This window comes from Pantoea sp. X-Soil-YNGN-785 (assembly GCF_059730585.1).
The window spans coordinates 34679-57962 of record NZ_AP035942.1; the positions used below are offsets into that span (position 1 = coordinate 34679).

22 protein-coding genes are annotated in these 23284 nt (G+C 57.6%); 16 read left to right on the forward strand and 6 right to left on the reverse strand.

Annotated features, from left to right (window positions below):
- Positions 1-42 precede the first annotated feature (42 nt).
- The 9 genes from AC6I8E_RS00160 to AC6I8E_RS00200 all read left to right on the forward strand — a co-directional run bounded on the left by AC6I8E_RS00160 (position 43) and on the right by AC6I8E_RS00200 (position 9208).
- Complete coding sequence (locus AC6I8E_RS00160; protein ID WP_497824305.1) at positions 43-609, forward strand: DNA-3-methyladenine glycosylase I; 567 nt, start codon at positions 43-45, stop codon at positions 607-609.
- 110 nt (positions 610-719) lie between these two features.
- On the forward strand, positions 720-1382 hold the full coding sequence (locus AC6I8E_RS00165) for an OmpA family lipoprotein (protein WP_013359583.1): 663 nt from the start codon (positions 720-722) through the stop codon (positions 1380-1382).
- Positions 1383-1516: 134 nt separating this feature from the next.
- Positions 1517-2500 carry a LacI family DNA-binding transcriptional regulator gene (locus tag AC6I8E_RS00170; protein ID WP_201252218.1) on the forward strand — a complete coding sequence of 328 codons (984 nt, stop codon included), beginning with the start codon at positions 1517-1519 and terminating at the stop codon, positions 2498-2500.
- Positions 2501-2565: 65 nt separating this feature from the next.
- Positions 2566-3591 carry a LacI family DNA-binding transcriptional regulator gene (locus AC6I8E_RS00175; protein ID WP_497824306.1) on the forward strand — a complete coding sequence of 342 codons (1026 nt, stop codon included), beginning with the start codon at positions 2566-2568 and terminating at the stop codon, positions 3589-3591.
- A 139-nt stretch (positions 3592-3730) separates the two neighbouring features.
- On the forward strand, positions 3731-4480 hold the full coding sequence (locus AC6I8E_RS00180) for a sugar phosphate isomerase/epimerase family protein (RefSeq protein WP_201252219.1): 750 nt from the start codon (positions 3731-3733) through the stop codon (positions 4478-4480).
- Between the two features lie 9 nt (positions 4481-4489).
- On the forward strand, positions 4490-5455 hold the full coding sequence (locus tag AC6I8E_RS00185) for a sugar kinase (protein WP_013359587.1): 966 nt from the start codon (positions 4490-4492) through the stop codon (positions 5453-5455).
- A gap of 32 nt (positions 5456-5487) precedes the next feature.
- On the forward strand, positions 5488-6768 hold the full coding sequence (locus tag AC6I8E_RS00190) for an MFS transporter (RefSeq protein WP_201252220.1): 1281 nt from the start codon (positions 5488-5490) through the stop codon (positions 6766-6768).
- A gap of 133 nt (positions 6769-6901) precedes the next feature.
- Positions 6902-7876, forward strand: a complete 975-nt coding sequence (gene ghrB / locus AC6I8E_RS00195; protein ID WP_135907366.1) for a glyoxylate/hydroxypyruvate reductase GhrB — start codon at positions 6902-6904, stop codon at positions 7874-7876.
- Positions 7877-7957: 81 nt separating this feature from the next.
- Complete coding sequence (locus tag AC6I8E_RS00200) at positions 7958-9208, forward strand: valine--pyruvate transaminase (RefSeq protein ID WP_095706442.1); 1251 nt, start codon at positions 7958-7960, stop codon at positions 9206-9208.
- Here AC6I8E_RS00200 and AC6I8E_RS00205 read toward each other — a convergent pair.
- Complete coding sequence (locus AC6I8E_RS00205; protein WP_013359591.1) at positions 9205-10665, reverse strand: aminotransferase-like domain-containing protein; 1461 nt, start codon at positions 10663-10665, stop codon at positions 9205-9207. The two genes, AC6I8E_RS00200 and AC6I8E_RS00205, sit on opposite strands and share 4 nt — an antisense overlap.
- A 168-nt stretch (positions 10666-10833) precedes the next feature.
- On the opposite strand from AC6I8E_RS00205, the gene AC6I8E_RS00210 reads away from it, so the two are divergent.
- Genes AC6I8E_RS00210 through AC6I8E_RS00235 form a run of 6 tightly spaced genes read left to right on the forward strand, consistent with a single transcriptional unit; the run spans position 10834 to position 16568 of the window.
- Complete coding sequence (locus AC6I8E_RS00210) at positions 10834-12300, forward strand: hypothetical protein (protein ID WP_497824307.1); 1467 nt, start codon at positions 10834-10836, stop codon at positions 12298-12300.
- 17 nt (positions 12301-12317) lie between these two features.
- Positions 12318-13592, forward strand: a complete 1275-nt coding sequence (locus tag AC6I8E_RS00215) for an ATP-grasp domain-containing protein (RefSeq protein ID WP_110331117.1) — start codon at positions 12318-12320, stop codon at positions 13590-13592.
- Positions 13580-14287: a class II glutamine amidotransferase gene (locus AC6I8E_RS00220; RefSeq protein ID WP_013359594.1), complete on the forward strand. Its 708-nt coding sequence runs from the start codon at positions 13580-13582 to the stop codon at positions 14285-14287. The genes AC6I8E_RS00215 and AC6I8E_RS00220 overlap by 13 nt, the downstream gene beginning before the upstream one ends.
- A 5-nt stretch (positions 14288-14292) precedes the next feature.
- Entirely contained in the window at positions 14293-15093 is an 801-nt protein-coding gene (locus AC6I8E_RS00225) for a 2OG-Fe(II)-dependent halogenase WelO5 family protein (protein WP_013359595.1), read from the forward strand.
- A 41-nt stretch (positions 15094-15134) separates the two neighbouring features.
- Complete coding sequence (locus AC6I8E_RS00230) at positions 15135-15635, forward strand: YbaK/EbsC family protein (RefSeq protein ID WP_013359596.1); 501 nt, start codon at positions 15135-15137, stop codon at positions 15633-15635.
- A 21-nt stretch (positions 15636-15656) separates the two neighbouring features.
- Complete coding sequence (locus AC6I8E_RS00235) at positions 15657-16568, forward strand: EamA family transporter (RefSeq protein WP_195857524.1); 912 nt, start codon at positions 15657-15659, stop codon at positions 16566-16568.
- A 284-nt stretch (positions 16569-16852) separates the two neighbouring features.
- Here AC6I8E_RS00235 and ibpA read toward each other — a convergent pair whose 3' ends face one another.
- Positions 16853-17269 (reverse strand): small heat shock chaperone IbpA, encoded by a 417-nt coding sequence (ibpA, locus tag AC6I8E_RS00240; RefSeq protein ID WP_003849623.1) that lies wholly within the window; start codon positions 17267-17269, stop codon positions 16853-16855.
- Positions 17270-17559: 290 nt separating this feature from the next.
- Between ibpA and AC6I8E_RS00245 the strand changes: the two genes are divergently transcribed.
- Positions 17560-17928, forward strand: a complete 369-nt coding sequence (locus tag AC6I8E_RS00245) for a YceK/YidQ family lipoprotein (RefSeq protein ID WP_236263131.1) — start codon at positions 17560-17562, stop codon at positions 17926-17928.
- Here AC6I8E_RS00245 and AC6I8E_RS00250 read toward each other — a convergent pair.
- The 4 genes from AC6I8E_RS00250 to gyrB form a co-directional block, all read right to left on the reverse strand.
- Positions 17903-19162: a YidR family protein gene (locus AC6I8E_RS00250; protein WP_195857523.1), complete on the reverse strand. Its 1260-nt coding sequence runs from the start codon at positions 19160-19162 to the stop codon at positions 17903-17905. The two genes, AC6I8E_RS00245 and AC6I8E_RS00250, sit on opposite strands and share 26 nt — an antisense overlap.
- A 116-nt stretch (positions 19163-19278) precedes the next feature.
- The gene (yidA, locus tag AC6I8E_RS00255) at positions 19279-20088 is read right to left on the reverse strand and encodes a sugar-phosphatase (RefSeq protein WP_033784374.1); all 810 of its coding nucleotides are present in this window, start codon (positions 20086-20088) and stop codon (positions 19279-19281) included.
- Positions 20089-20187: 99 nt separating this feature from the next.
- On the reverse strand, positions 20188-20667 hold the full coding sequence (locus AC6I8E_RS00260; protein WP_013359601.1) for a NanQ anomerase/TabA/YiaL family protein: 480 nt from the start codon (positions 20665-20667) through the stop codon (positions 20188-20190).
- Positions 20668-20858: 191 nt separating this feature from the next.
- Positions 20859-23267: a DNA topoisomerase (ATP-hydrolyzing) subunit B gene (gene gyrB, locus AC6I8E_RS00265; RefSeq protein WP_013359602.1), complete on the reverse strand. Its 2409-nt coding sequence runs from the start codon at positions 23265-23267 to the stop codon at positions 20859-20861.
- Between the last annotated feature and the right edge of the window lie 17 nt (positions 23268-23284).

A 23284-nucleotide genomic window follows, 5' to 3' on the forward strand; every position in this document is an offset into this window, starting at 1 on the left:
AAGCGGACCGCTAAAATATTCTCGTTATAAAGGAACAAAACGATGCAACGATGTGGCTGGGTAACGCAGGATCCGCTCTATCTGGCGTATCACGACAGGGAATGGGGTGTGGCGCAGAGAGAGACGCGTGCACTGTTCGAGATGCTCTGTCTGGAAGGACAGCAGGCGGGATTATCCTGGATCACCGTGCTGAAAAAACGTGAAAACTATCGGGCGGCGTTTCACCAGTTTGATCCTCAGGTTATTGCGCAGATGGACGCTGCCGACATTGACGATCTTATGCTCAACAGCGGCATTATCCGCCACCCTGGCAAAATCGCTGCCATTATCGCTAACGCCCGCGCTTTTCTTGAGATGGAAGCGAAAGGCGAGGATTTCAGCGACTTCGTCTGGCAATTTGTCGATAACGTGCAAATTGTCCACCATTATCCTGATTACAGCCAGGCACCCACCACGTCAGAGCAGGCCATTGCGCTCTCGAAGGCGCTGAAGCTGCGTGGTTTCAAATTCATCGGCCCTACAATTTGCTACTCCTTTATGCAGGCCTGCGGGCTGATAAACGATCATCAGAGCAACTGTTTTTGCCATCCTGACAATCAAAAGGCGTGATTCCCGGTAAATCAGGATTTTTCCGCACTACATTCCCGGTCACCAGACGGCATAATCGTGCCACTTATGGGAAAGGTTTTCCCCTGTGTGTCGAATGTAAGGGAACAAAAATGCAGAAGAAATTAATCGCCATCACCTTGTTATTAAGCGGCAGTCTGGCCCTGCCAGGTTGTACGACCAATCCCTACACCGGCGAATCTCAGGCGGGTAAGTCAGGCGTGGGCGCGGGCCTTGGCGCATTAGTCGGTGCCGGTGTCGGCGTGCTCTCTTCATCGAAGAAAGATCGTCGTAAAGGTGCGCTGATTGGGGCCGCTGGTGGTGCTGCACTGGGTGGTGGCGTGGGTTACTATATGGACGTGCAGGAAGCGAAACTGCGTGACAAGATGCGCGGGACCGGCGTCAGCGTAACCCGCAACGGCGATAACATCGTCCTGAATATGCCAAACAATGTCACCTTCGACTCCAGCAGCAGCAATCTGAAACCTGCCGGCGCCAACACCCTGACCGGTGTTTCAATGGTGCTGAAAGAGTATCCGAAAACCGCGGTAAACGTCGTGGGTTACACCGACAGTACCGGCAGCCGTGCGCTGAACATGCGTCTGTCACAGCAGCGTGCTGAAAGTGTTGCCAGTGCGTTGATCGTGCAGGGTGTTGCCAGCGATCGCCTGCGTACGCAGGGTGCAGGCCCGGATAATCCGGTTGCCACCAACAGCACCGAAGCAGGCAAAGCACAAAACCGTCGTGTTGAGATCACGCTCAGCCCGCTGGGATAATCGCGGTCGCCCCCGAACGGGGGCGTACCTTTTCTGTAAAGCATCACGTTAAAAGCACCAGTAATGTTTCTGCGGATAGAGCCAGCAGAGGCCTTATGGTAGTCTGATCAAAAATTGATCAGTGGACTTGCCCCATGTCTCTTAAAGCCATCGCTGCAGTTTTAGGTCTTTCCGTTACGACTGTCAGCCGCGCCCTTAATGGTTATCAGGATGTCGCTCAGGAGACGCGTAAACGCATCGAAGAGGAAGCGCAGCGGCGCGGCTACCGGCCTAATGCGGCGGCCCGACGGCTGAAAACCGGCCGTGCAAACGCGGTGGGATTTGTCTGCCCAATCAGTGCATCCCCTCTATGTGGCAGCGACTTCAGCGACATGCTGCTGGCACTGGATCATCATCTTGCCCGTCATGAAATTAACCTGCTGTTGCTGGCGGATAAGCAGCAACAGAGTCACTCAACCCTGACGCGCCTGCTGCGCAGTGGGGCCATCGATGCTCTGATCGTCGGCCATACCACACCAGAAGACAGCCGACTGAATGCGCTGATGCAGACCAGTTTTCGCTTTCTGGCGCTGGGCCGCAGCGATCTGCCAGCCGCCTACGCCTGGTTTGATGTTGATCACCTTGCCGGTTCACAACTGGCGGTGGGCTGGTCGCTGGCGCAGGGGCGGCAGCGGATAGCCTGGCTCGGCAGCAATGAAAACAGCACGCGGGTACGTGACCGGCGTCAGGGTTATCTGACGGCGCTGGGTGACGTTGCGCCTTACGCGATGGCGGCGGTCGCACCGTCGCGCCGTGCCGGCTATCACCAGACGCGTGAGTGGCTGGCAGAGGAATCCGCGCCGGAAGTGATTATCACCGACTGCGCTGCGCTGGCTGAAGGGGCAGCTCTGGCGCTGCAGCAGGCCGGTCGGGCAGCGGGCGAGGACGCCATTCTGCTCGCAGGCTGGGAAGGATTACCGCGTGATGCGATTCTCGATCATCCCATTGCCGCGATTCGCCAGGCAACGCCGCATCAGGCCGGCGAACAGGTGGCTGACATGGTTATCAGGCTGATCAATGGCGCGCCGCCGGAAACGTTACAGACCCTGTGGCAACCCTGGCTGCAATTACCGGCCTAGCACTTTTTGCGCCGGGCTTCGCTTGTGCTAGTCTCTGCCGGGTTTCTTATTTCGCAGGATATCTCATGAAAATCAGGCCGCCTCGCGCCACCATCAGCGATGTTGCTCACGCGGCACGAACCGGTAAAACCAGCGTTTCACGCTATCTCAATGGCGAGCTGCATCTGCTCTCTGCCGACTTAAAAGCGCGGATTGAACAGGCTATTGCGGATCTCAGCTACCGCCCGAGTCAGATGGCGCGCGGCCTGAAGCGCGGACGTACCCGCCTGATTGGGCTGATTATCGCCGACATTACCAATCCCTATTCCGTCGATGTGATGAGCGGCATTGAAGCTGCCTGCCGGGAGCAGGGTTTCACGCTGCTGATGTGTAACACCAACAACGAAGTGGATCTGGAGCAGCACTATCTGCAACTGCTGAGCAGTTATCAGGTTGAGGGCATCGTGGTTAACGCGGTCGGCATGCGTGAAGAGGTACTCAGCCATCTGCAACAATCCCTGCTGCCGATGGTGCTGATCGACCGCAAAATCCCCGACTTTCCCTGCGATGTGGTGGGCCTGAACAATGCCGAAGCGGCCGAGAAGGCCACACGCCATCTGGTCGACAATGGCTATGACGCGCTGCTGTTTCTCAGCGAGCCATTGGGCAGCGTGAATACGCGACGCGAGCGTCTGAAGGCTTTCCGCCAGCTGCTGGCGGCGCATCCGCAGGTTGAGCATGAAAATGCGGAAGTGCCGCTGCACCAGCCCGCCGCACTGGACCAGGCGCTGCTGGCCTTCCAGCAGCGTCACACCGGTAAACGCTGCGCGGTGATGGTGGCCAACGGCGCGCTGACGCTGCAGGTGGCGCGATCGCTGCAACGACTTAACCTGCACTGGGGCCGTGATATCGGCCTGCTCGGTTTCGACGAACTGGAGTGGGCGGCGCTGGCGGGTGTCGGCATTACCACGCTGAAACAGCCGACCTGGCAGATTGGCTACAGCGCGCTGGAGCGATTGATTGCGCGCATCGAGGGCAGTGAACTGCCTGTTGCTGAGCAGGTCTTCTCGGGTGAACTGATCGTTCGTGGCTCCAGCCAGCCTCTGGGCTGAATTTCAGATTTAACCTTCCGTTTACATGCTCGCTTCGTGAGCACGATCATAATTTCACAGTTTGCTGCTTTGCTTTGGAACCGGTTCCATTTAGGGTTTTTCTATTCGTTATGGGCAGACCTCTGCCATGGAGTAGAACATGAAACCTGACATTATCGTGGTGACCGCCGCTTATGGCCACGCGCAGATCGCCGCACTCGGCGGTCAGGCTGCGTTGCTGCCAGTAATCCAGCAGGCGGGCGCTGACGGGGTCGAAATCCGCCGTGAACTGCTTGATGACGCGGCGCTGGCCGATCTGCCGGCGCTGGCCAGGGCGATAGCGGAGCATCAGCTGCACGCCAGCTATTCCGTGCCGGATACGCTGTTTTGTGACGGCGGCGAAATCAATCCACGCATAACCCACTACGTTGAAGAGGCACGACAGCTAAACGCGCAGCGGCTGAAAGTGGCGCTGGGAGACTTTACTGGTGCGCTGCCTCGCGAAACGTTGCAGGCGCTGCTGGCAGATCTGCCATTCCAGCTGACCGTGGAAAACGACCAGACCGAACATGGCCGACTGGCACCGTCCGTCGCGTTTTTCACGGCGGTGCGCGAAGCCAATCTGCCGATCAGCATGACCTTTGATATGGGTAACTGGTGCTGGACCGGCGAAAACGCCGATCAGGCAGCAGAGCAGCTGGCCGCGCAGGTGGGCTATGTGCATGTCAAAGCCGCCGTACCGCATCAGGATAGCTTCCGGGCGATTGCGCTGGATGAGGCTGATGACCACTGGCGCACGCTGCTGCAAAAGCTGCCCGCCCGCGCGCCGCGCGGTATTGAATTTCCGCTGGAAGGCAACGATCTGATTGCGGTGACACGTCACTACGTGTCGCTGTTGCGTAACGTGTAAGGAGTGAAGATGACGACGCATCACACTATGCATCACAACGGTCCGCTTGATGTTGTCACCATCGGTGAAGCGATGGCGATGTTCATCGCCCGTGAAACCGGCGACCTGGCCGCAGCAGAGACCTTTGTTAAACGTGCCGCGGGCGCGGAACTCAATGTAGCGACCGGCCTGGCACGTCTTGGCCTGAAAGTGGGCTGGGTCAGCCGTGTCGGCGATGACGCTTTTGGCCGGTTTATCTGCCAGCAGCTGGAAAAAGAGGGTATCGATCACGCCTGTGTGACGGTCGATAAGCGCTATCCCACCGGTTTTCAGCTCAAGTCCAAAGTGGATGACGGTTCCGATCCGCTGGTGGAATATTTTCGTAAAGGCTCGGCGGCCAGCCATCTCTCGGTCGATGATTTTGACGCGGACTATTTCGGCTCGGCGCGCCATCTGCACCTCAGCGGTGTGGCGGCGGCGCTGTCAGAAAGCTCATTAGAACTGCTGAAGCACACCGCCAAAGAGATGCGCGCACGCGGCAAAACTATCTCGTTTGACCCGAACCTGCGACCGGTGCTGTGGCGCAGCGAAGAGGAGATGCGTAAGCAGCTCAATCTGCTGGCGGAGTATGCCGACTGGGTACTGCCGGGCGAAAAAGAGGGTCTGATTCTGACCGGTTATCGTCAGCCGGAAGCGATCGCGGATTTCTATCTCGACAGGGGTGTGAAAGCCGTCGTGATTAAAACCGGTTGTGACGGTGCATGGTATAAAACCGCGCAGGGCGAACAGGGCCAGGTTGAGGCGATCAAGGTCGATAACGTGGTGGATACCGTGGGTGCTGGTGACGGCTTTGCCGTTGGCGTCATCAGCGCGCTGCTGGAAGGTCAGTCGCTGCCGCAGGCGATTCGGCGCGGTAACAAGATTGGTTCGATGGCAATTCAGGTCATTGGTGACAGCGAAGGTCTGCCGACGCGTCAGCAACTGGGCGACGTGTAGTTCGCGCCCCTCTACAGTCACAGGAGTTCCCGATGAAAAAGCAGACAATCGCGCCAAAACGCTGGTGGTTCATCATGCCCATCGTTTTTATCACCTACAGCCTGGCGTATCTCGATCGTGCAAATTTTAGCTTCGCTTCTGCTGCCGGGATTAACGACGATCTCGGCATCACTAAAGGCATGTCCTCGCTGCTGGGTGCGCTGTTCTTCCTGGGTTACTTCTTCTTTCAGATCCCGGGTGCGATTTACGCCGAACGCCGCAGCGTCAAGAAACTGATCTTCGTCTGTCTGATGCTGTGGGGTGGTTGCGCCTCGCTGACCGGCGTGGTCAGCAACATTCCGATGCTGGCCGCGATTCGCTTTGTCCTGGGCGTCGTGGAAGCCGCCGTGATGCCTGCAATGCTGATCTACATCAGCAACTGGTTCACTAAATCGGAACGTTCGCGCGCCAACACCTTCCTGATTCTGGGTAATCCGGTCACGGTGCTGTGGATGTCTGTGGTGTCGGGCTATCTGATTGAATCCTTTGGCTGGCGTGAGATGTTTATCTTCGAAGGGATTCCGGCGGTGGTCTGGGCGATTGCCTGGTGGTTCCTGGTGCAGGATAAACCGGCACAGGCGCGCTGGATGAGTGATGCCGAGAAAGCGGCATTGCAGGCTGAACTGCAGAAAGAGCAGGAAAACATCAAAGCGGTGCGTAACTACGGCGAAGCGTTCCGTAACCGCAACGTCATCCTTCTCTGCCTGCAGTACTTTGCCTGGAGCATCGGCGTGTATGGCTTTGTGCTGTGGCTGCCGTCGATTCTGCGCAACGGTACGCAGATGGGCATGGTAGAAGCGGGCTGGCTCTCTGCCGTTCCTTATCTGGCAGCGACCATTGCGATGGTGGTGGTCTCCTGGGCGTCGGACAAAACCCAGAATCGTAAGCTGTTCGTCTGGCCGCTGCTGCTGATTGGCGCGCTGGCGTTCCTCGGCTCGTATCTGGTGGGATCGAACAATTTCTGGATGTCCTACACCCTGTTAGTGATTGCCGGAGCCGCGATGTATGCCCCTTACGGACCGTTCTTCGCCATTATTCCTGAGATGCTGCCCCGTAATGTCGCCGGTGGCGCAATGGCGCTGATCAACAGCATGGGCGCGCTGGGGTCGTTCATCGGTTCATGGATTGTCGGCTATCTTAATGGTGCTACCGGCAGCCCGTCGGCGTCTTACATCTTTATGGGATCGGCCCTGCTGGTTTCGGTGTGGCTGACGCTGATTGTGAAACCGGCGCAGAATAAAGCCCCGCCGCTGCAGGGTGCGAAACCGGCCTGAAAGCGTAAACGCTAGAGAGTGCTGATTCATAAGCGCCTAAGGCTTAGTCAGCACATTAAAAGCGTAATCGTTAATCTCTGTTTCTCCGGGCGGCCTGCAAGCCGCCCGCTACTTATTGAACGGGAGCCACCGAATGAAACCCGCTGTAATTCTTTATAAAAAACTGCCTGACGATCTCTACGCACGCCTGGCTGAACAGTGTGACGTGACGGAAATCAGCGATCTGTCGCCGGAAAGCCAGCAGCAGCACGCTGCGGTGTTTCAGCAGGCAGAAGGGCTGCTGGGATCGGGCGGTAAAGTGAATGGCGAGCTGCTGGCGAAAATGCCCAATCTGCGCGTCTGCTCCAGCGTCTCTGTGGGCTATGACAATTTCGATGTTGATGCACTCAATCAGCGTCACGTGGTGCTGATGCACACGCCGACCGTGCTGACCGAAACCGTGGCGGACACCATGATGGCGCTGGTGCTGAGCACGGCGCGCCGGGTGCCGGAACTGGATGCCTGGGTGAAAGCGGGCAACTGGCAGAAGAGCATCGGGCCGGCGCAGTTCGGCATCGACGTGCACCATAAAACGCTGGGTATCCTTGGCATGGGACGCATCGGCATGGCGCTGGCGCAGCGCGCCCACTTTGGTTTCGGCATGAAAATCCTCTACAACGCCCGCCGCGAACATGAAGAGGCGCAGTCGCGCTTTGGCGCGCAGCGCTGTGAACTGGAGGCGCTGCTGAAGCAGAGTGATTTCGTCTGCATCAGCCTGCCGCTGACGGAAGAGACGCACCATCTGATCGGTGCTGCCGAACTGGAACTGATGAAGCCGGATGCAGTGCTGATCAACGCCGGTCGCGGGCCGGTGGTGGATGAGCAGGCGCTGATCGCCGCGTTGCAGGCGGGCAAACTGCACGCTGCCGGGCTGGATGTGTTTGAGCAGGAGCCGGTCTCAGCCGACTCTCCGCTGCTGTCGCTGCCTAATGTTGTGACGCTGCCGCACATCGGTTCCGCCACGCATGAAACCCGTTACGGCATGATGCAGGATGCGGTAGAGAATCTCATCGCCGCGCTCGGCGGAAACGTTGAGAAAAACTGCGTGAACCCGCAGGCGCTGAAGTAATCCCCACGCCTTCCCATTGCGCCCGCCGATGGCGGGCGTTATGGTGGACCCCCGATTCGCTATTACAAATATTTAACCGCTATGTCCTTTTCTCAGTTCGGCGACAAATTTACCCAACATTCCGGCATCTCACGTCTGATGGAAGATATGGGCGCAGGCCTGCGTACGCCCGGCACCATCATGCTGGGTGGCGGCAATCCGGCGCAAATTCCGGCCATGAACGACTATTTTCAGCAACTGCTGCAGCAGATGCATGAGGAGGGCAAACTCAGCGAGGCGCTGTGCAATTATGACGGTCCGCGTGGCAAAGCGACGTTGCTCGAATCGCTGGCCGGACTGCTGAGCGAACAGCTTGGCTGGCCGATTACCGCAGAGAACATCGCGCTGACCAACGGCAGCCAGAGTGCCTTCTTCTATCTGTTTAACCTGTACGCCGGTCGCCGGGCCGATGGCAGCAAAAAGCGAGTGCTTTTCCCGCTGGCGCCTGAGTATCTTGGCTATGCGGATGCCGGTCTGGAAGACGATCTGTTTGTGTCGGCGAAGCCGAACATTGAGCTGCTGCCGGAAGGCCAGTTTAAATATCATGTCGATTTCGAGCATCTGCCGATGAACGATGATGTCGGGTTAATCTGCGTATCGCGCCCGACCAACCCCACCGGCAATGTGATCACCGATGATGAGCTGATGCAGCTCGATGCGCTGGCACAGCAGCATGACGTGCCGCTGCTGATCGACAATGCCTATGGCGTGCCGTTCCCCGGCATCATCTTCAGCGAGGTGCGCCCGCTGTGGAATCCCAACATTATTCTCTGCATGAGCCTGTCGAAGCTCGGCCTGCCGGGTGCGCGTTGCGGCATTATTATCGCGGATGAGAAGATCATTACTGCGCTGAGCAATATGAACGGGATTATCAGCCTGGCGCCAGGCAGTATCGGTCCGGCCATCGCCAATGAGATGATCCGTCGTGGCGATCTGTTGCGGCTCTCCGAAGAGGTGATTAAGCCGTTCTATCAGCAGAAGGTGCAGCAGACTATCGCGATCCTGCGGCGCTATCTGCCGGAAGATCGCTGCCTGATCCATAAGCCGGAAGGGGCGATTTTCCTCTGGCTCTGGTTCCGCGATCTGCCGATCACCACCGAACTGCTTTATCAGCGGCTTAAAGCGCGCGGCGTACTGATGGTGCCAGGTCACTTCTTCTTCCCGGGACTGGAACAGGCGTGGCCGCATACTCATCAATGTATGCGGATGAACTACGTGCCGGATGCAGAGAACATCGAGCGGGCGGTGCAGATTCTGGCGGAAGAGGTTGAGATCGCCTGGCGCGACAGTTAATCCTGCTGTTCCTGTGAATCGGTTAACGACAGCTGGCACCACTGTGCCAGCTGCTGAATCGCCTGTTCCACTTCCGCATTCCAGCCGAAACCGGCATTCAGCCGGAAACAGTGATCGTAGCGCTGATCGGTAGCAAAAATGTGGCCGGGCGCAATCCCGATGCCCGCATTGCGCGCTTTCAGAAACAGCTCGCGCACGTTCAGTGCCCCCCGTGGCATTTCCACCCACAGCACATAGCCTCCTTCCGGATCGGACACCCGGGTTCCCGCCGGAAATTCCCGCAATACCGACTGCCGCATTTCACGGATTTGCCGCGCCAGCTCGCGCCGCAGTTTGCGCAGGTGAGCATCATAGCCGCCGCTGCGCAGCAGCTCCGCCACCGCCGCCTGTGACAGCACGGAGGTGCCCATGGTGGAGGTATATTTCAGCGAGGCAATTTTGCGCATGTAGTTAACGCTGTGCACCCAGCCAATACGAATGCCCGGTGCCACGGTTTTAGAGAAGCCGCTGCAGAGAATGGCATTGGGGCTGAAGGCGCGCATCGGGAAGGGGCGACGCTCACCAAAGGCGGTATCGCCAAAAATATCATCCTCAATGATCACTACATCGTTCTCATCCGCCTGCCGCGCGATATAGGCTTTATGCTCGTTGGGAATACTCTTGCCCAGCGGATTATTGACGTTGCACAGGGTGAGAAAGACCCGCACCGCCTTGCGCTGAAACAGGCCGGTCAGCTTCGCCACATTCACATACCCTTCCGGCCCGGCTTCCACTTCAATCACCCGCAGATTCAGGTTATGCAGCATCTGCAGCAGCACGAAATAGCAGGGTGACTCTACGGCCACGACGTCACCCGGCTGGGTGGTGGCGCGCAGCGACAGTGAGATCGCCTCGATGCAGCCGTTGGTGATCAGAATATCGTCAGCGCTGATATTGCAGCCATAATCGACCGCGCGGCGGGCAATCTCGGTTTTCAGCGGCGCATAGCCGGTGCCCTTGACCGTATTGCCGAGCAGGGCCGGTTTGCTGTAGCCCATCTGGCGCATCAGCAGGCCGATGCGTTTGACCGGATAGAGCGCGCTGTCGCCGTTAGCCAGATCGAGGCGCACCCGGCAGTCTGAGCCAAGCATCGCCAGATGCAGTTCGGTCTGTTCATCCAGCGGTGCGATGGCGTGTGGCTGTTCGCTGATGGCGGGCAACTGACGTGAAGAAGGCCGCTGCGGGGCGACAAAAAAGCCCGATTTAGGCCGGGCGACGGCGTAGCGCTCATCTTCCAGCGTGCGCAATGTTTTCAGGGCGGTGGTGAGGCTGACATTGTACTGCGTCGCCAGCGTGCGTACCGACGGCAGACGGCTGTCGGGAGCCAGCGAACCGGCATGAATGGCCTGCTTGATCTGTTCTGCTATCTGGCGGTAACGACTGCTCTGACTCTCCTGTTCCCCGATAACATCGGCCATCTGTTCCACCCCATATCGCGCTGATCTGTGCATATTCAACAGAGTACATTCAAAGTACTTTAGGCTGCATCTCTTAATTATTCATGATGCTGAACGGCACGGCGACCCCGCCAGCCACCGGGCTTCAGGCCATAAAGCGATTCTGTTCACCTGAGGGAAATGCGAGAAATGAATAATCTGCCCGCCATGATGAAGGAGATTGAAGCGTATCTGTCGCCCGCGATCATGGAGTCGGCTCAGCGCTGCTCCGCCCGCCTGCTGGCGGCGTTACCGGATAAGCTGCAGCTGGAGAACAACCGTGTGCTGCTCGCCTATGGCGGCGGAAAAGACAGCAGCTACATGGTGGCGTATGTGCGATACATTCAGGGCCTGATCTGGCAGCAGCAGGGCAGCACTTTTTCTCTTCGGGTCAGCACCAACCGCCACGCGGCGATGAATCAGAGCGTGATGGGGAATATCCATCGCGTGTATCAGGCGCTGGCGATGCATGACGATGAACGGGCGGAATGTCTGGTGGTGGATGGCCTGCTGATCCGGCCGTTTGCCCGCGACCTGCCGATGCCGGAGAGCGTGCGGCAGCAGAACCGCCATGATGTGCTGATGAATGGCCACCGCTTTCGCGCCGATGGGCGCTCGACCTTCTGCAATGCCTGTAATCTCAGCATGGTGAACTCCTTTGGCCTGGCGGCAGACTACAACGGCGGCGTGGATTTGATTGTTACCGGCGACTCGCCGCAGGAGCAGGCTGCCTATGTTGCCTGGGCGCGGCACCTTTCACGGCTGTTTGATGCGCCGGTAGCGGACAAAGACCGGGGCTTCAGCGGCTTTCTCCAGACGCTGGACGGCGTAGCTGAGCGCTACTTCTCTGACGTTTACGGTGCCGATCAACTGACACCCGCGCACCGCATTACCCACCAGCTGGCGCGCGATCCGCTGTTTTTCAACATCTATCAGGACACTGCCTATGAAGCGGGCGCGCACTGGGCGCTGCTCAGCGAATTTATGCGTTTCCGTTTTGATGAGCTGATGTTCAGCTTTTCTGAGTCCGACTGCGGTAATCCGACACTGATGGCGCACCTGCGGGGACTGCGGGCTGAAACGCTGCTGCAGCGTAACTATGCCGAAGGGATCCGCGAATATGTGCGCTTTGCGCTGGGGCTGATGGTGAAGAAAGATTTTCCGCCACAGCTGATTGATGAGATGGCGGCACGTTATCAGGATGACGACGCCATCTACCAGCAGCGGCAGCGCGCGGCGGACTTCGCCCTGCAGGCGTTTGACCTTAACGACGACCAGCTGATCTGCATGATCTACTCACCCTTCCTGGCACAGGGAGAACAGCTCGGACAGTGGCTGACGCAGCAGCAGATTGCGCTGGATGAAACAGCCATTCGCGACCTGCTTGAGCAGCGTAGCGAGGATCTCACGCTGGCAGAGCAGCTAACACAGCTCTCTGGCCTGACGCTGACGCAGATGCGGCACTGCTGGCAGAGCAGACCGGTCAGTTCGCTGCTGGAGGGCAAAAGCCGCGATCCGCTGTCGCGCGTCCTGCGTTTTGATCCCCATAAAGCGGTGATTCAGGTCAATAACGGTGTGCTCAACGACATCGTGACAGAAATCATTTCCGGGCGTTAACCCGGTAAGGCAAGGCGATGAAAAAGATTTTTCTGCAAATTGGCGCCACCCGCGATGGCCAGAACCCCTACTGCGAGGTGGCAAAGCGCGATGGCTATTTCACCGTGCTGGCGGAAATGGGCGATTTTGTCGATTACCAGTCGTTAAGTCTGGCGCTGCCGTTTGATCTGATTATCCGCCTCGACCGTCCTGAGAATCCGTGGGAGGTCATGCAGGCCTATCTCCATGCCGGTTTGCTGGCGCATCCGCTGGTGGTGCTGGCGGGTTTTGAAGCCTACAACGCCAGCGCCGGACGGCTGCGCGAGATGCTGGCCGGGCCTGACGCGCCCGCCGCCTTTATTCCGCTGGATAAATATGCGCAGCGCATGGCGCTGAAAAAAGCCTGGCCGCGCTTTCCGCAGCCGGAGTTCCGCTTTTTTGCCTCGCCGCTCAGCATTCTGGATGCGGAACAGGCGCTGATCTATCCCTGTGTCGTGAAGCCGGTGGATGGCGGCGGCGGGCTGGGCATCTGGCTGATTGAGCGCGCCGATCAGCTGCACAGCGTAGTAACACAGCTGGTACAGACCATGAACTACGGCGGGCGCGGCTTCAGCGGCTTTATTGTGGAAAGTGCGCTGATCGGCGAGGAGTTTTCGTTGCAGGGCGTGGTGCATCAGGGGCATCCCCTGGCGCTGACCTGTTGCCAGAAGGTCATTGAGCAGCACCGGGATAGCGAAGGCTGCGTCAGCTTTTATGAGTCGGGGCATGTGGCGATGGCAGCAGCAGCCCTGCCAGCGTCGTTCAGCAGTCTGATGACCTTCTGCTGCGAAACCTTTGGCTATCGTCAGGGCGCGTTTCACATCGATTTCATCGTGGTGAATGGCGTGCCGCATTTCCTGGAGATGGGATTCCGGCTCTCCGGCATGGGCGTGGCGACGCTGGTGCAGGCGACGACGGGCATCAACTGGGCGGAAGTCACCTTCCGGCTGGAAGCGGGCGGTGCACTGCCTGTCTTTACCTTCACCCCACCCGGTGCGGTCGGCCAGCTGCGGTTACGGCAACCGGCGCAGCTTCAGGCGGCTGAACGCTGGATTGATCAGCATCAGCAGGGTGCGCTGTTGCCACCACTCAGATTGCCGGCATTACAGGTTTCACCCCGATCCTCACTCTATGCCGATCTGACCCGACACGCGGGCATTCTGGCAACGTTCAGCCTGACGGCCGCTACGCGCGAACCCATTATGACCACCTTTCAGCAGGTGATTGCCGCGCAATCCGTTACAGCCGGGAGAGACAAAGTATGTGCAGGATGATTCTGGCGCATGGTCAGTTCGACAGCGCACAGATTTTAGAGGCGGCGCGCGCCATGAGCTGCGGTGAAGGCGCTGAACACGATGGCCCGATTAAATCGCATCCCAACGGCTGGGGCTGTCTGTGGCTGGAAGAGGGCGAGATTCGAACCCTGCACGGCACCGGCCCGTTCGCCGACGCCCTGCCGGGCATTGATGTGGATCGCCTGCGCAGCCGCTTTCTGGCGGTGCATGTGCGTCACGCCACGCTGAGTAAAAATCAGGGGATCGAATTTTCGCATCCGCTGTGGCGCAACAGCGCCGGACATCAGTGGTACATGATGCATAACGGCTTTCTGCCGACGATTTACCGCCAGCTTGGCCTGGCGGAATCCCGCTTCGATTCCGAAGAGTATCTGCGCTACCTGGTGGATCAGACCACACCCGCCGATTTCACCCGCGACTATCTGCGCGCAAAGATGGCGCAGGTTGAGCCAGGCGGTAGCGCAGGCAATGCCATTTTTGTCACCCGCGACAAAGCCTGGGCGTGGCAGTGGCATCCGCACGATACGCCTTTCCCTGACTACTTTACGATGCATTTTCGGCAACAGGACGGTTGCACGCTGATCGCCTCTGAACCCGTAACAATACCAGGCAGCGCCGGCAGCTGGCGGCGAATGAACAATCATGAACTCTATGAAATACCGTTTAGGGAGTGATAAACATGGCTATTTTCAATCAGTTCCGCGTGATTAATCCCAACATGTTTGTGGAATCGACCTGGCTGGATGACATCGTCACTGCACGGGTGCCGCTGCTGGTGCTGCGTAATTTCCTGACGCCAGAGGTGCGGGAAACGGTGGTGGCTGACCTGCAGCGCTGCCGGGAAAAGATCCGTGTCTCTCACTATCCCAATGGCGCGCTGACCACGCTTGGTCCCTATCTGGCGCGCCATACGGCGGCACCCGATAACTATTTTACCGAGCTGCGTGATATCCAGCCGGCGTTGCCGCCCTCGCTGAACCAGCTGCGTGAACTGATTTACGGCTGGGTGCAGCATGCGCTGCGGCTGGAAAGTTTAAACATCGCCCATGAGCCGGGTCGTGGCGACTACGCCGGTTCTATCGTGCGCTTTCATGCGGATGGCGTCGCGAACCCGCTGCATAACGACAATATCGTGCGCGACGCCGCAAAGACCTCGCTGGTGGTGACGCAGATCCTGCATCAGCTCAGCTGCGTGGTCTGCCTGCAGGAGTGCAACGCAGGTGGCGCGCTACGTATCTACAACAAAAAGTGGATGCCGGAGGATGAGCAGTTCAAAACCGCCGGTGAGCTGGGCTATCGCAGTGGTGTGATTGAAAACAGCGAGATCTGCGAATTTTCACCACGCAGTGGTGATATCTATCTGTTTAATCCTGCTTTTTATCACGAGATCGACCGGGTTGAAGGTGATACCCGCATCACCATGGGGTTCTTTTTCGGGCTGACCGATAAAAAGATGAAACACGCTATCGCCTGGAGCTAAGCCGGGTTGTGCAGGAATTTTTGCCAGAAGAGGAGAAGGGAATGACGACGTTTGAAAAAATTACTGCGCTGCTGGATCAGCATCAGGCCAGCTACCGCGTGGTGGAGCATGAGGCAGTCGGGCAGACCGATCAGATCAGCCAGATTCGCGGCAACGCGCTGGGCCAGGCGGCCAAAGCGATGGTACTGGAGGTCACTATGCCGGACGGTGCGCCATCGCGTCAGCTGCTGGCGATTGTGCCGGGTGACTGTCGGATCAATTTCAAAAGCGCGGCGCGCGCCATTGGCGGCAAAAAGTCCTCGTTCGCCGCGCCAGAGCTGGCGCAGGCACTGACCGACTGTGTGATGGGGGCTGTGCCGCCGTTTAGTTTTGATGACCGGCTGGCGCTGAGGGTCGATACCCGGCTGCAGCAGGTCGGCACATTATGGTTTAACGCGGGCGAGCTGGAGAAGTCGATCGCGCTGGCTGCAGATGACTATTTTCGCATCGTGGGTGAAGGCTGTTGTGCTGATATCGCCTCCCCGATTGCGATCACCGCCTGACGGCGGCTCAAGGAGTTTCAGATGTCGGTAAAAGATATGCTGTTAGCGCTGTGCGTGGTGGTAGCGTGGGGCGTGAATTTTGTGGTGATTAAGCTCGGGTTGCAGGGCATGCCGCCTTTTTTGCTGGCCGGACTGCGTTTCGCCCTGGTCGCCTTTCCCGCTATTTTCTTTGTGCGTCGCCCGCCGATCCCGCTGCGCTGGCTGGTGGTTTACGGCATGACCATCAGTTTTGGTCAGTTTGCGTTTCTGTTTCTGGCGATTAAGCTCGGCATGCCAGCCGGTCTGGCGTCGCTGGTGCTGCAGGCGCAGGCGTTCTTTACCCTGTTGCTGGGTGCGCTGCTGCTGGCAGAGAAGCTGCGCTGGAATCATATCGTCGGGATTATTATCGCCACGCTGGGGATGTTTATGCTGGCGACGGCGGGGATGGAAGGGCAGACCAGCGCCGGGATTACGCTGACGACTATGATGCTGACCCTGTCGGCGGCGCTGTCATGGGGGCTGGGGAATATCACCAATAAGATTATTATGCGGAACCGCAGTGTGCCGATTATGTCGCTGGTGGTCTGGAGTGCGCTGGTGCCGGTCATTCCCTTCTTTGCCTGTTCGCTGCTGTTTGAGGGGCAGGCCGCCATCGTCAACAGCCTGTTGCATATCGGCCTGCAGACCGTGCTGGCGCTGTTCTACCTGGCGTTTGTCGCCACCATTGTCGGTTACGCTATCTGGGGGAATTTACTGAGTCGCTATGAAACCTGGCGCGTCGCGCCGCTGTCGCTGCTGGTACCGGTGGTAGGGATCATTACTGCCGCGCTGGTGCTGGATGAGCACCTATCTGGTCAGCAGATGCTGGGGGCGGGGGTGATTATTCTGGGGCTGCTGGTGAATGTGTTTGGTGGCGTGCTGGGTCAGCGTCTGGCGATGCGAACGCAGCTTTAAAGATAGCCATAAGAGCAAAAAAACGCCGCATGCGCGGCGTTGAGATTGTTGAAAAAGTCTGCCCTGGCTCGCTGTAAGATCCAGCCAGCGAAGGGAACAAAGTCAGATCGGAAAGTCGCAAAAACCGCCATCCCTGGCACGCTCGGCCCACGCCATCCCTGGCGCGGGACGCTTTCCTCCTCTGACCTTATTCCCTGCGCTTTTAGCGAATGCGTTGCTGCCAGGTTCACCCAGCTTTGGCTTTGTCAGTAGTCTGACGCCGCTAACGCGGCGTTTGTCAGAAATTACTTCAGAATCTCAATACGGCGTGGTTTCGCCTCTTCCGGCACCAGTCGTTCAAGATCGATGCTCAGCAGACCATTTTCAAGGCGGGCATCGCGTACCACAATGTGGTCGGCGAGCTGGAATTTACGCTCGAAGTTACGCTCGGCGATACCCTGATACAGGTACTTACGCTCGGCCTGCTCTTCAGGATGGGCACCCCGCACGATCAGCACGTTATCGTGCGCCGTGATATCCAGTTCGCTCTGAGAAAAACCGGCCACCGCAATGGTAATGCGATAGTGATTTTCATCGACCAGTTCAACGTTATAGGGAGGATAGCCGCCATTGCTCTGATTCTGATTAGATTCGAGCAGGTTAAACAGGCGATCAAAACCGATAGCAGAGCGATAAAGTGGGGTGAGATCAAAGTTACGCATATTAAGACTCCTGAAATTCAGCAAGTTTTGGCAACCTTCCACAACTGGACAGGCTGGATACGGCACCTCACTGTCCCTTGCGGCGACGGTGAGTGCGTCCGTAAACTAAAAATGGGTGTCACAAAACGATTTTCAAGAGGGCGAAATGCAATTTTTTTCGCCAAATTGCGGAAATGACATACACTCAGGACTACTTTTGCCAGACGCAGACGGACTTCGCCCCAGAGTGTTGACGTTGTCTGGCAAGCCAACTCAGCCAGGCTTATGCCATGGCTGAAGGGATGATGATGATGAAATTGATGAAGACCTTACCTCTGGCTGGAATGGTGTGCTGCGCTATGGCAACAACAGGCTGTTCCAGCGTGATGTCTCATACCGGTGCGAGTCAGGGCTATTATCCCGGCACCCGTGCCAGTGCCGACATGCTGACGGATGGTGATACCAGCTGGGCGCTGAAGCCGCTGGCGTTAATCGATCTTCCTTTCTCTGCCGTGCTGGATACGCTGCTGCTGCCGTGGGACTACTACCGTAGCGACAAAGACAAATCTCTCGACTCCCCACGTGAACGTATCCTGCAGAGCGAAAGGCTGGCGCATACCCAGGAAAGCCTTGCGCAGGCGCAGCCTATGCCACCTATGCGGTCACAGCCGCAACCGTAAAGAGCTGCCGCCAGCCATTCACCTCACGCATAAAAGCAATTTGTGACCCGTCCGGTGACCAGACTACCGCGTCACCTGACGGTGCTTCTTCCGTTCTGCGTGTCAGACGCTGACACGTGCCGCTCTCAACCTCACATCGCATCACGCTGTTATCGCAGATAAAGGCAATTGACTGGCCGTCAGGATGCCAGCTAAAAGCGGACTGAATGCTGTGGCTGAGTTCGGTGATCTGACGCGGTTCGCCGCCGTTGGGAGAGACCGTCCAGAGCTGGATCACCGCGCCGGCATCCGCCATCAGAAACGCGATCTGGCTGCCATCGGGCGCAGTACGCAGCCAATGGCGCGGTTGTAGCGCCACGCCACGGCTGTGCGTCAGGCGACGCTGCTGCACACCAGCCGGTGGCGCAGGTAACTGCTGGCTGCTGCCCTCCAGCGGCCTCTCTCCGGCGCGGGCGTAATCCTCCAGCGCGTCCGGCAGATCAACAATAAAAATTTCAGGCCGTTTCTCGCCCTGCGCCGTCAGCGTGTCGCCAATGAAAGCGATGGCCCAGCGCTGCCAGCTGCCGTCCGGTTTCTGATAGCCACGCTCACCGACCCAGCACTCCTCATAAGCACGATTAATCTGGTCACTGCCTGGCTGCGGTTCCGCATGCGTTCTGCTCACCAGCAGGCAGAAATAGCTGCCGTCATACTCGCGCGGATGCTGTTTAACCGGCGTCACCGCGTGAAGCGGCACCGCGATACCGACGTTGCGCAGATCGAGACGGCTATCCAGCTCATGCATGACATGGTCATTGTAGGTAAAGCTCAGGCGTGAACCATCGGGGCTGAAGACATGTACATGCGAGCCGCCGCGCAGCGCGCCAGGGGTAAAGGGCGGTGTAATATCGCAGGCATCCAGATTCACCGCCGCGCCGTTCTGAACGATCACACCGCGCCGGTGGTGGAAGTCATACTGCCAGCTGTCATCGGGATGTTCCGGGCCATGAATGCAGACGTAGCGTGGGGGCAGATCGGGGCTGACCGTCACGACGCCGACGTGGGCACCGTGCCGGGCCTGATAGAGCACCTCAACGTCACCGGTCATCACATTGACCCGCTCAATGGTCTGGCTGGTAAAGGAGGCACCTGATGGACGGACGTCAAACGCCAGCCACTGGCTGTCGGCCGTCCAGACATTGATATTGGTGAGCTGATGCTGACGGGCAGCAAAGGTGATCTGTTTTTCTGACATGATGAAACTCACGGAGAAAGCGTTGCCCGACAAATTACGCGATTCCGTTTTGCGGTGCAGCTTTTTTGGCGGGGTAAGGGAGCCGGGCCGCTGCGGCCCGGCAGAGAACAGGGCCGTTACAGCACTAACTCTTCAATGGCATGAGCGACGCCATCTTCCATATTGGTTTTAGTGATAAACTGCGCGATTTTCTTAACAGAATCAATGGCATTACCCATGGCGACACCCGTGCCAGCATATTCAATCATCGCCAGGTCATTCTCCTGATCGCCAATCGCCATCACTTCTTCCTGCTTCAGGCCGAGCTTCTCCGCCAGCATTCTGACGCCCTGGCCTTTGTTCACCCGGCGATCGAGGATTTCGAGGTAATACGGCGCACTTTTCAGGATGGTGTAAGTCTGCTGAGCATGCTCGGGCAGGCGGGCAATCGCCGCGTCGAGCAGGGCGGGCCGATCGATCATCATCAGTTTCGGGAAGCGCATAGCGCGATCCATCTCTTCCACCGCGCGATAGCGCACCGGAATGCCGGTCAGGCTCGCTTCATGGATGGTGTATTCACTGATGTCTTTGTTCGGCGTGTAGAGATGAGATTTGTCGAACGCCTGGAAATGGACGCCAAGCTCACGTGCCAGATTCTCAATGTAGAGGTAATCGTCAAAGGTCAGCGTCACTTCTGCCACACACTCACCATCTGCCGCCTGATGAACCAGCGCACCGTTGTTGCTGATCGCGTACTGGCCGGGCGCCTGCATATCCAGCTCCATCAGATAGCGCTGGATACCTACAAACGGCCGACCCGTGGTCAGCACAATCGACACGCCCTGCTTACGGGCACGATCCAGGGCGGATTTCACCCCCGGCGTGATCTCATGTTGCGGATTGAGCAGGGTGCCATCCATGTCGATAGCGATCAATTTAATAGCCATAGAGTCCTCGTAGCGTCTGGGTTTTGTTCAATGCTAGCGCGATTCAGCGCACATTGACTAGTTTCCTGGCAGGCGGGAATGGCCAGGAAACCGCCAGGGTCAGGCGGTAAAGAGATCGCGGTGGATTTTAATTACGGCTTTTCGGATAGTTGCGGGTTCGCCTGGCGCGCAGCAGGGGCGATGAATATCGTGCGGGAAAAACAGCGCGAACATGTCGGGCAGCAGCGTAATCACTGACTCATTTAATATTTTCTGATAAAAAACGACGTCACGCTCCTGGGCGAAATCTTCGGTGATGTGCTGATCGGGATGGGCGCGGGCCACACCAATATTCTCGGTGCCTGCCAGCAGATACTGAATATCGATGTAGTTAAAGTGGGACTCTGCACGACGCGCGCTGGCCGGTTCGGTCATCATCTCCTGCACCAGACAGAACATTTTGTTGTCAGGCAAAATCTCATATTTGCCGGTGTCCAGCTGGCTGAAATCGGTTTCCGCAATCCAGCTTATCGCCTGATCGATGACCGGATGAAAGGCGTGACGTTCTCTGTCCCAGTCGTGACGATCGCAAACAATCATGGTGTAACTCCCTGTAAAAATGAGTGCGCCGGAATAGCGCAAAGAGAGGCAAGAGTAAGGGAGCTCAGCGGGTTAAAACGTGATCGGGGTCGCAGCATGCGGGCAGCAGGACCCGCCTCGCCGGGTTTTCGCCCATACGGCACAAAAAAAAGGCCATCACCTGAGTGATGGCCTTTTATGTCCGCTATCTGTTAAATATCGATATTGGCCGCTTTCAGCGCATTCTCTTCGATGAAGGCGCGGCGCGGCTCGACCGCATCGCCCATCAGGGTCGTGAACAGCTGGTCAGCACCGATCGCATCTTTAATAGTGACGCGCAGCATACGACGGCTGTCTGGATCCATGGTGGTTTCCCACAGCTGATCCGGGTTCATCTCGCCCAGACCTTTATAGCGCTGGACCGACAGGCCGCGACGCGACTCTTTCACCAGCCACTCAATCGCCTGTTCGAAGCTTGCCACCGGCTGACGACGCTCACCACGTTCAATGTAAGCATCTTCTTCCAGCAGACCACGCAGTTTGCCGCCCAGAGCACAGATTTTGCGGTACTCAGGTCCCTGAACAAACTCAGCTTCCAGCGGATAGTCGGTATCCACACCGTGGGTACGGACGCGCAGCACCGGCTCGAACAGGTTCAGTTCGCGGTTTTCACGCACCTGTGCCAGATAAGTACTGCCGTGCGCTTCACGCTCCGTCAGATAGCTCACCAGGCCGTTCAGCCAGGTAGTGACCTCTGCTTCGTTGCTCAGGTCGCTCAGCGTGTCGTGATAAATCATCGCACGCAGCATGGCCATCGGATAACGGCGTTCCATACGCTTGATCATCTTCTGGGTGCTGTTGAAGTCAGAGACCAGCGTCTCCAGCGGCTCACCGCCCAGCGCAGGCGCGCTGGCATTGGTATGCAGCGTTGCACCGTCAAGGGCGATAGCGATCTGGTATTGGTCCATTGCCTCGTCATCTTTGATGTACTGCTCCTGCTTGCCTTTCTTCACTTTGTAGAGCGGCGGCTGGGCGATATAGACGTGGCCGCGCTCAATGATTTCAGGCATCTGACGATAGAAGAAGGTCAGCAGCAGGGTTCGGATGTGTGAACCATCGACGTCGGCATCGGTCATGATGATGATGCTGTGATAGCGCAGCTTGTCCGGGTTGTACTCATCGCGACCAATACCGCAACCCAGTGCGGTGATCAGCGTGGCCACTTCCTGCGAGGCGAGCATCTTGTCGAAACGCGCTTTCTCAACGTTCAGGATCTTACCTTTCAGCGGCAGAATCGCCTGGTTTTTACGGTTACGGCCCTGTTTGGCCGAGCCGCCTGCGGAGTCACCCTCCACCAGGTAGATTTCAGAGAGCGCCGGGTCACGCTCCTGACAATCCGCCAGCTTACCTGGCAGACCAGCCAGATCCAGCGCGCCTTTACGGCGGGTCATTTCACGGGCGCGGCGTGCTGCTTCACGGGCACGTGCGGCATCGATAATTTTGCCCACGACGATTTTGGCGTCTGACGGGTTTTCCAGCAGGTATTCTGCCAGCAGTTCATTCATCTGCTGCTCAACCGCCGATTTCACCTCTGACGAGACCAGTTTGTCTTTGGTCTGTGAGGAGAATTTTGGATCCGGCACTTTTACCGAAACCACGGCGATCAGGCCTTCACGCGCATCATCACCGGTGGCGCTGACTTTGGCTTTCTTGCTGTAACCCTCTTTATCCATGTAGGCATTCAGGGTACGCGTCATCGCTGCGCGGAAACCGGCAAGGTGCGTACCGCCATCGCGCTGCGGGATGTTGTTGGTAAAGCAGTAAATATTTTCCTGGAAGCCGTCGTTCCACTGCAGCGCCACTTCCACGCCAATGCCATCTTTCTCGGTAGAGAAATAGAACACGGTAGGGTGAATCGGAGTTTTGTTTTTGTTGAGGTACTCAACAAACGCCTTGATACCGCCTTCGTAATGGAAGTGGTCGGTTTTGCCATCACGCTTGTCTTCCAGGCGAATCGACACGCCCGAGTTCAGGAACGACAGTTCGCGCAGGCGTTTTGCCAGAATCTCATACTCGAAATCGCGCACGTTGGTAAAGGTTTCATAGCTTGGCCAGAAACGCACGCGGGTACCGGTGATGTCGGTATCACCAGTGACCGCCAGCGGTGCCTCAGGTACGCCGTGGACGTAAATCTGCTGATGGACTTTGCCTTCGCGACGAATGGTCAGCTCCAGCTTCTGCGACAGGGCGTTAACGACAGAGACGCCCACGCCGTGCAGGCCGCCGGAGACTTTATAGGAGTTATCGTCGAACTTACCGCCCGCATGCAGCACGGTCATGATCACTTCAGCGGCGGAAACGCCCTCTTCTTCGTGAATACCGGTTGGAATACCGCGTCCATCATCCTGCACCGAGACGGAGTTATCCGCATGGATAGTGACTACGATGTCACTACAGTGACCAGCGAGCGCTTCGTCGATTGCGTTATCCACGACCTCGAATACCATGTGATGCAGACCGGTACCGTCATCGGTATCGCCGATATACATGCCCGGGCGTTTGCGTACCGCATCAAGTCCTTTCAGGACTTTAATACTTGAGGAGTCATAAGAATTCGACATCAACGTTTCTCGCTCAT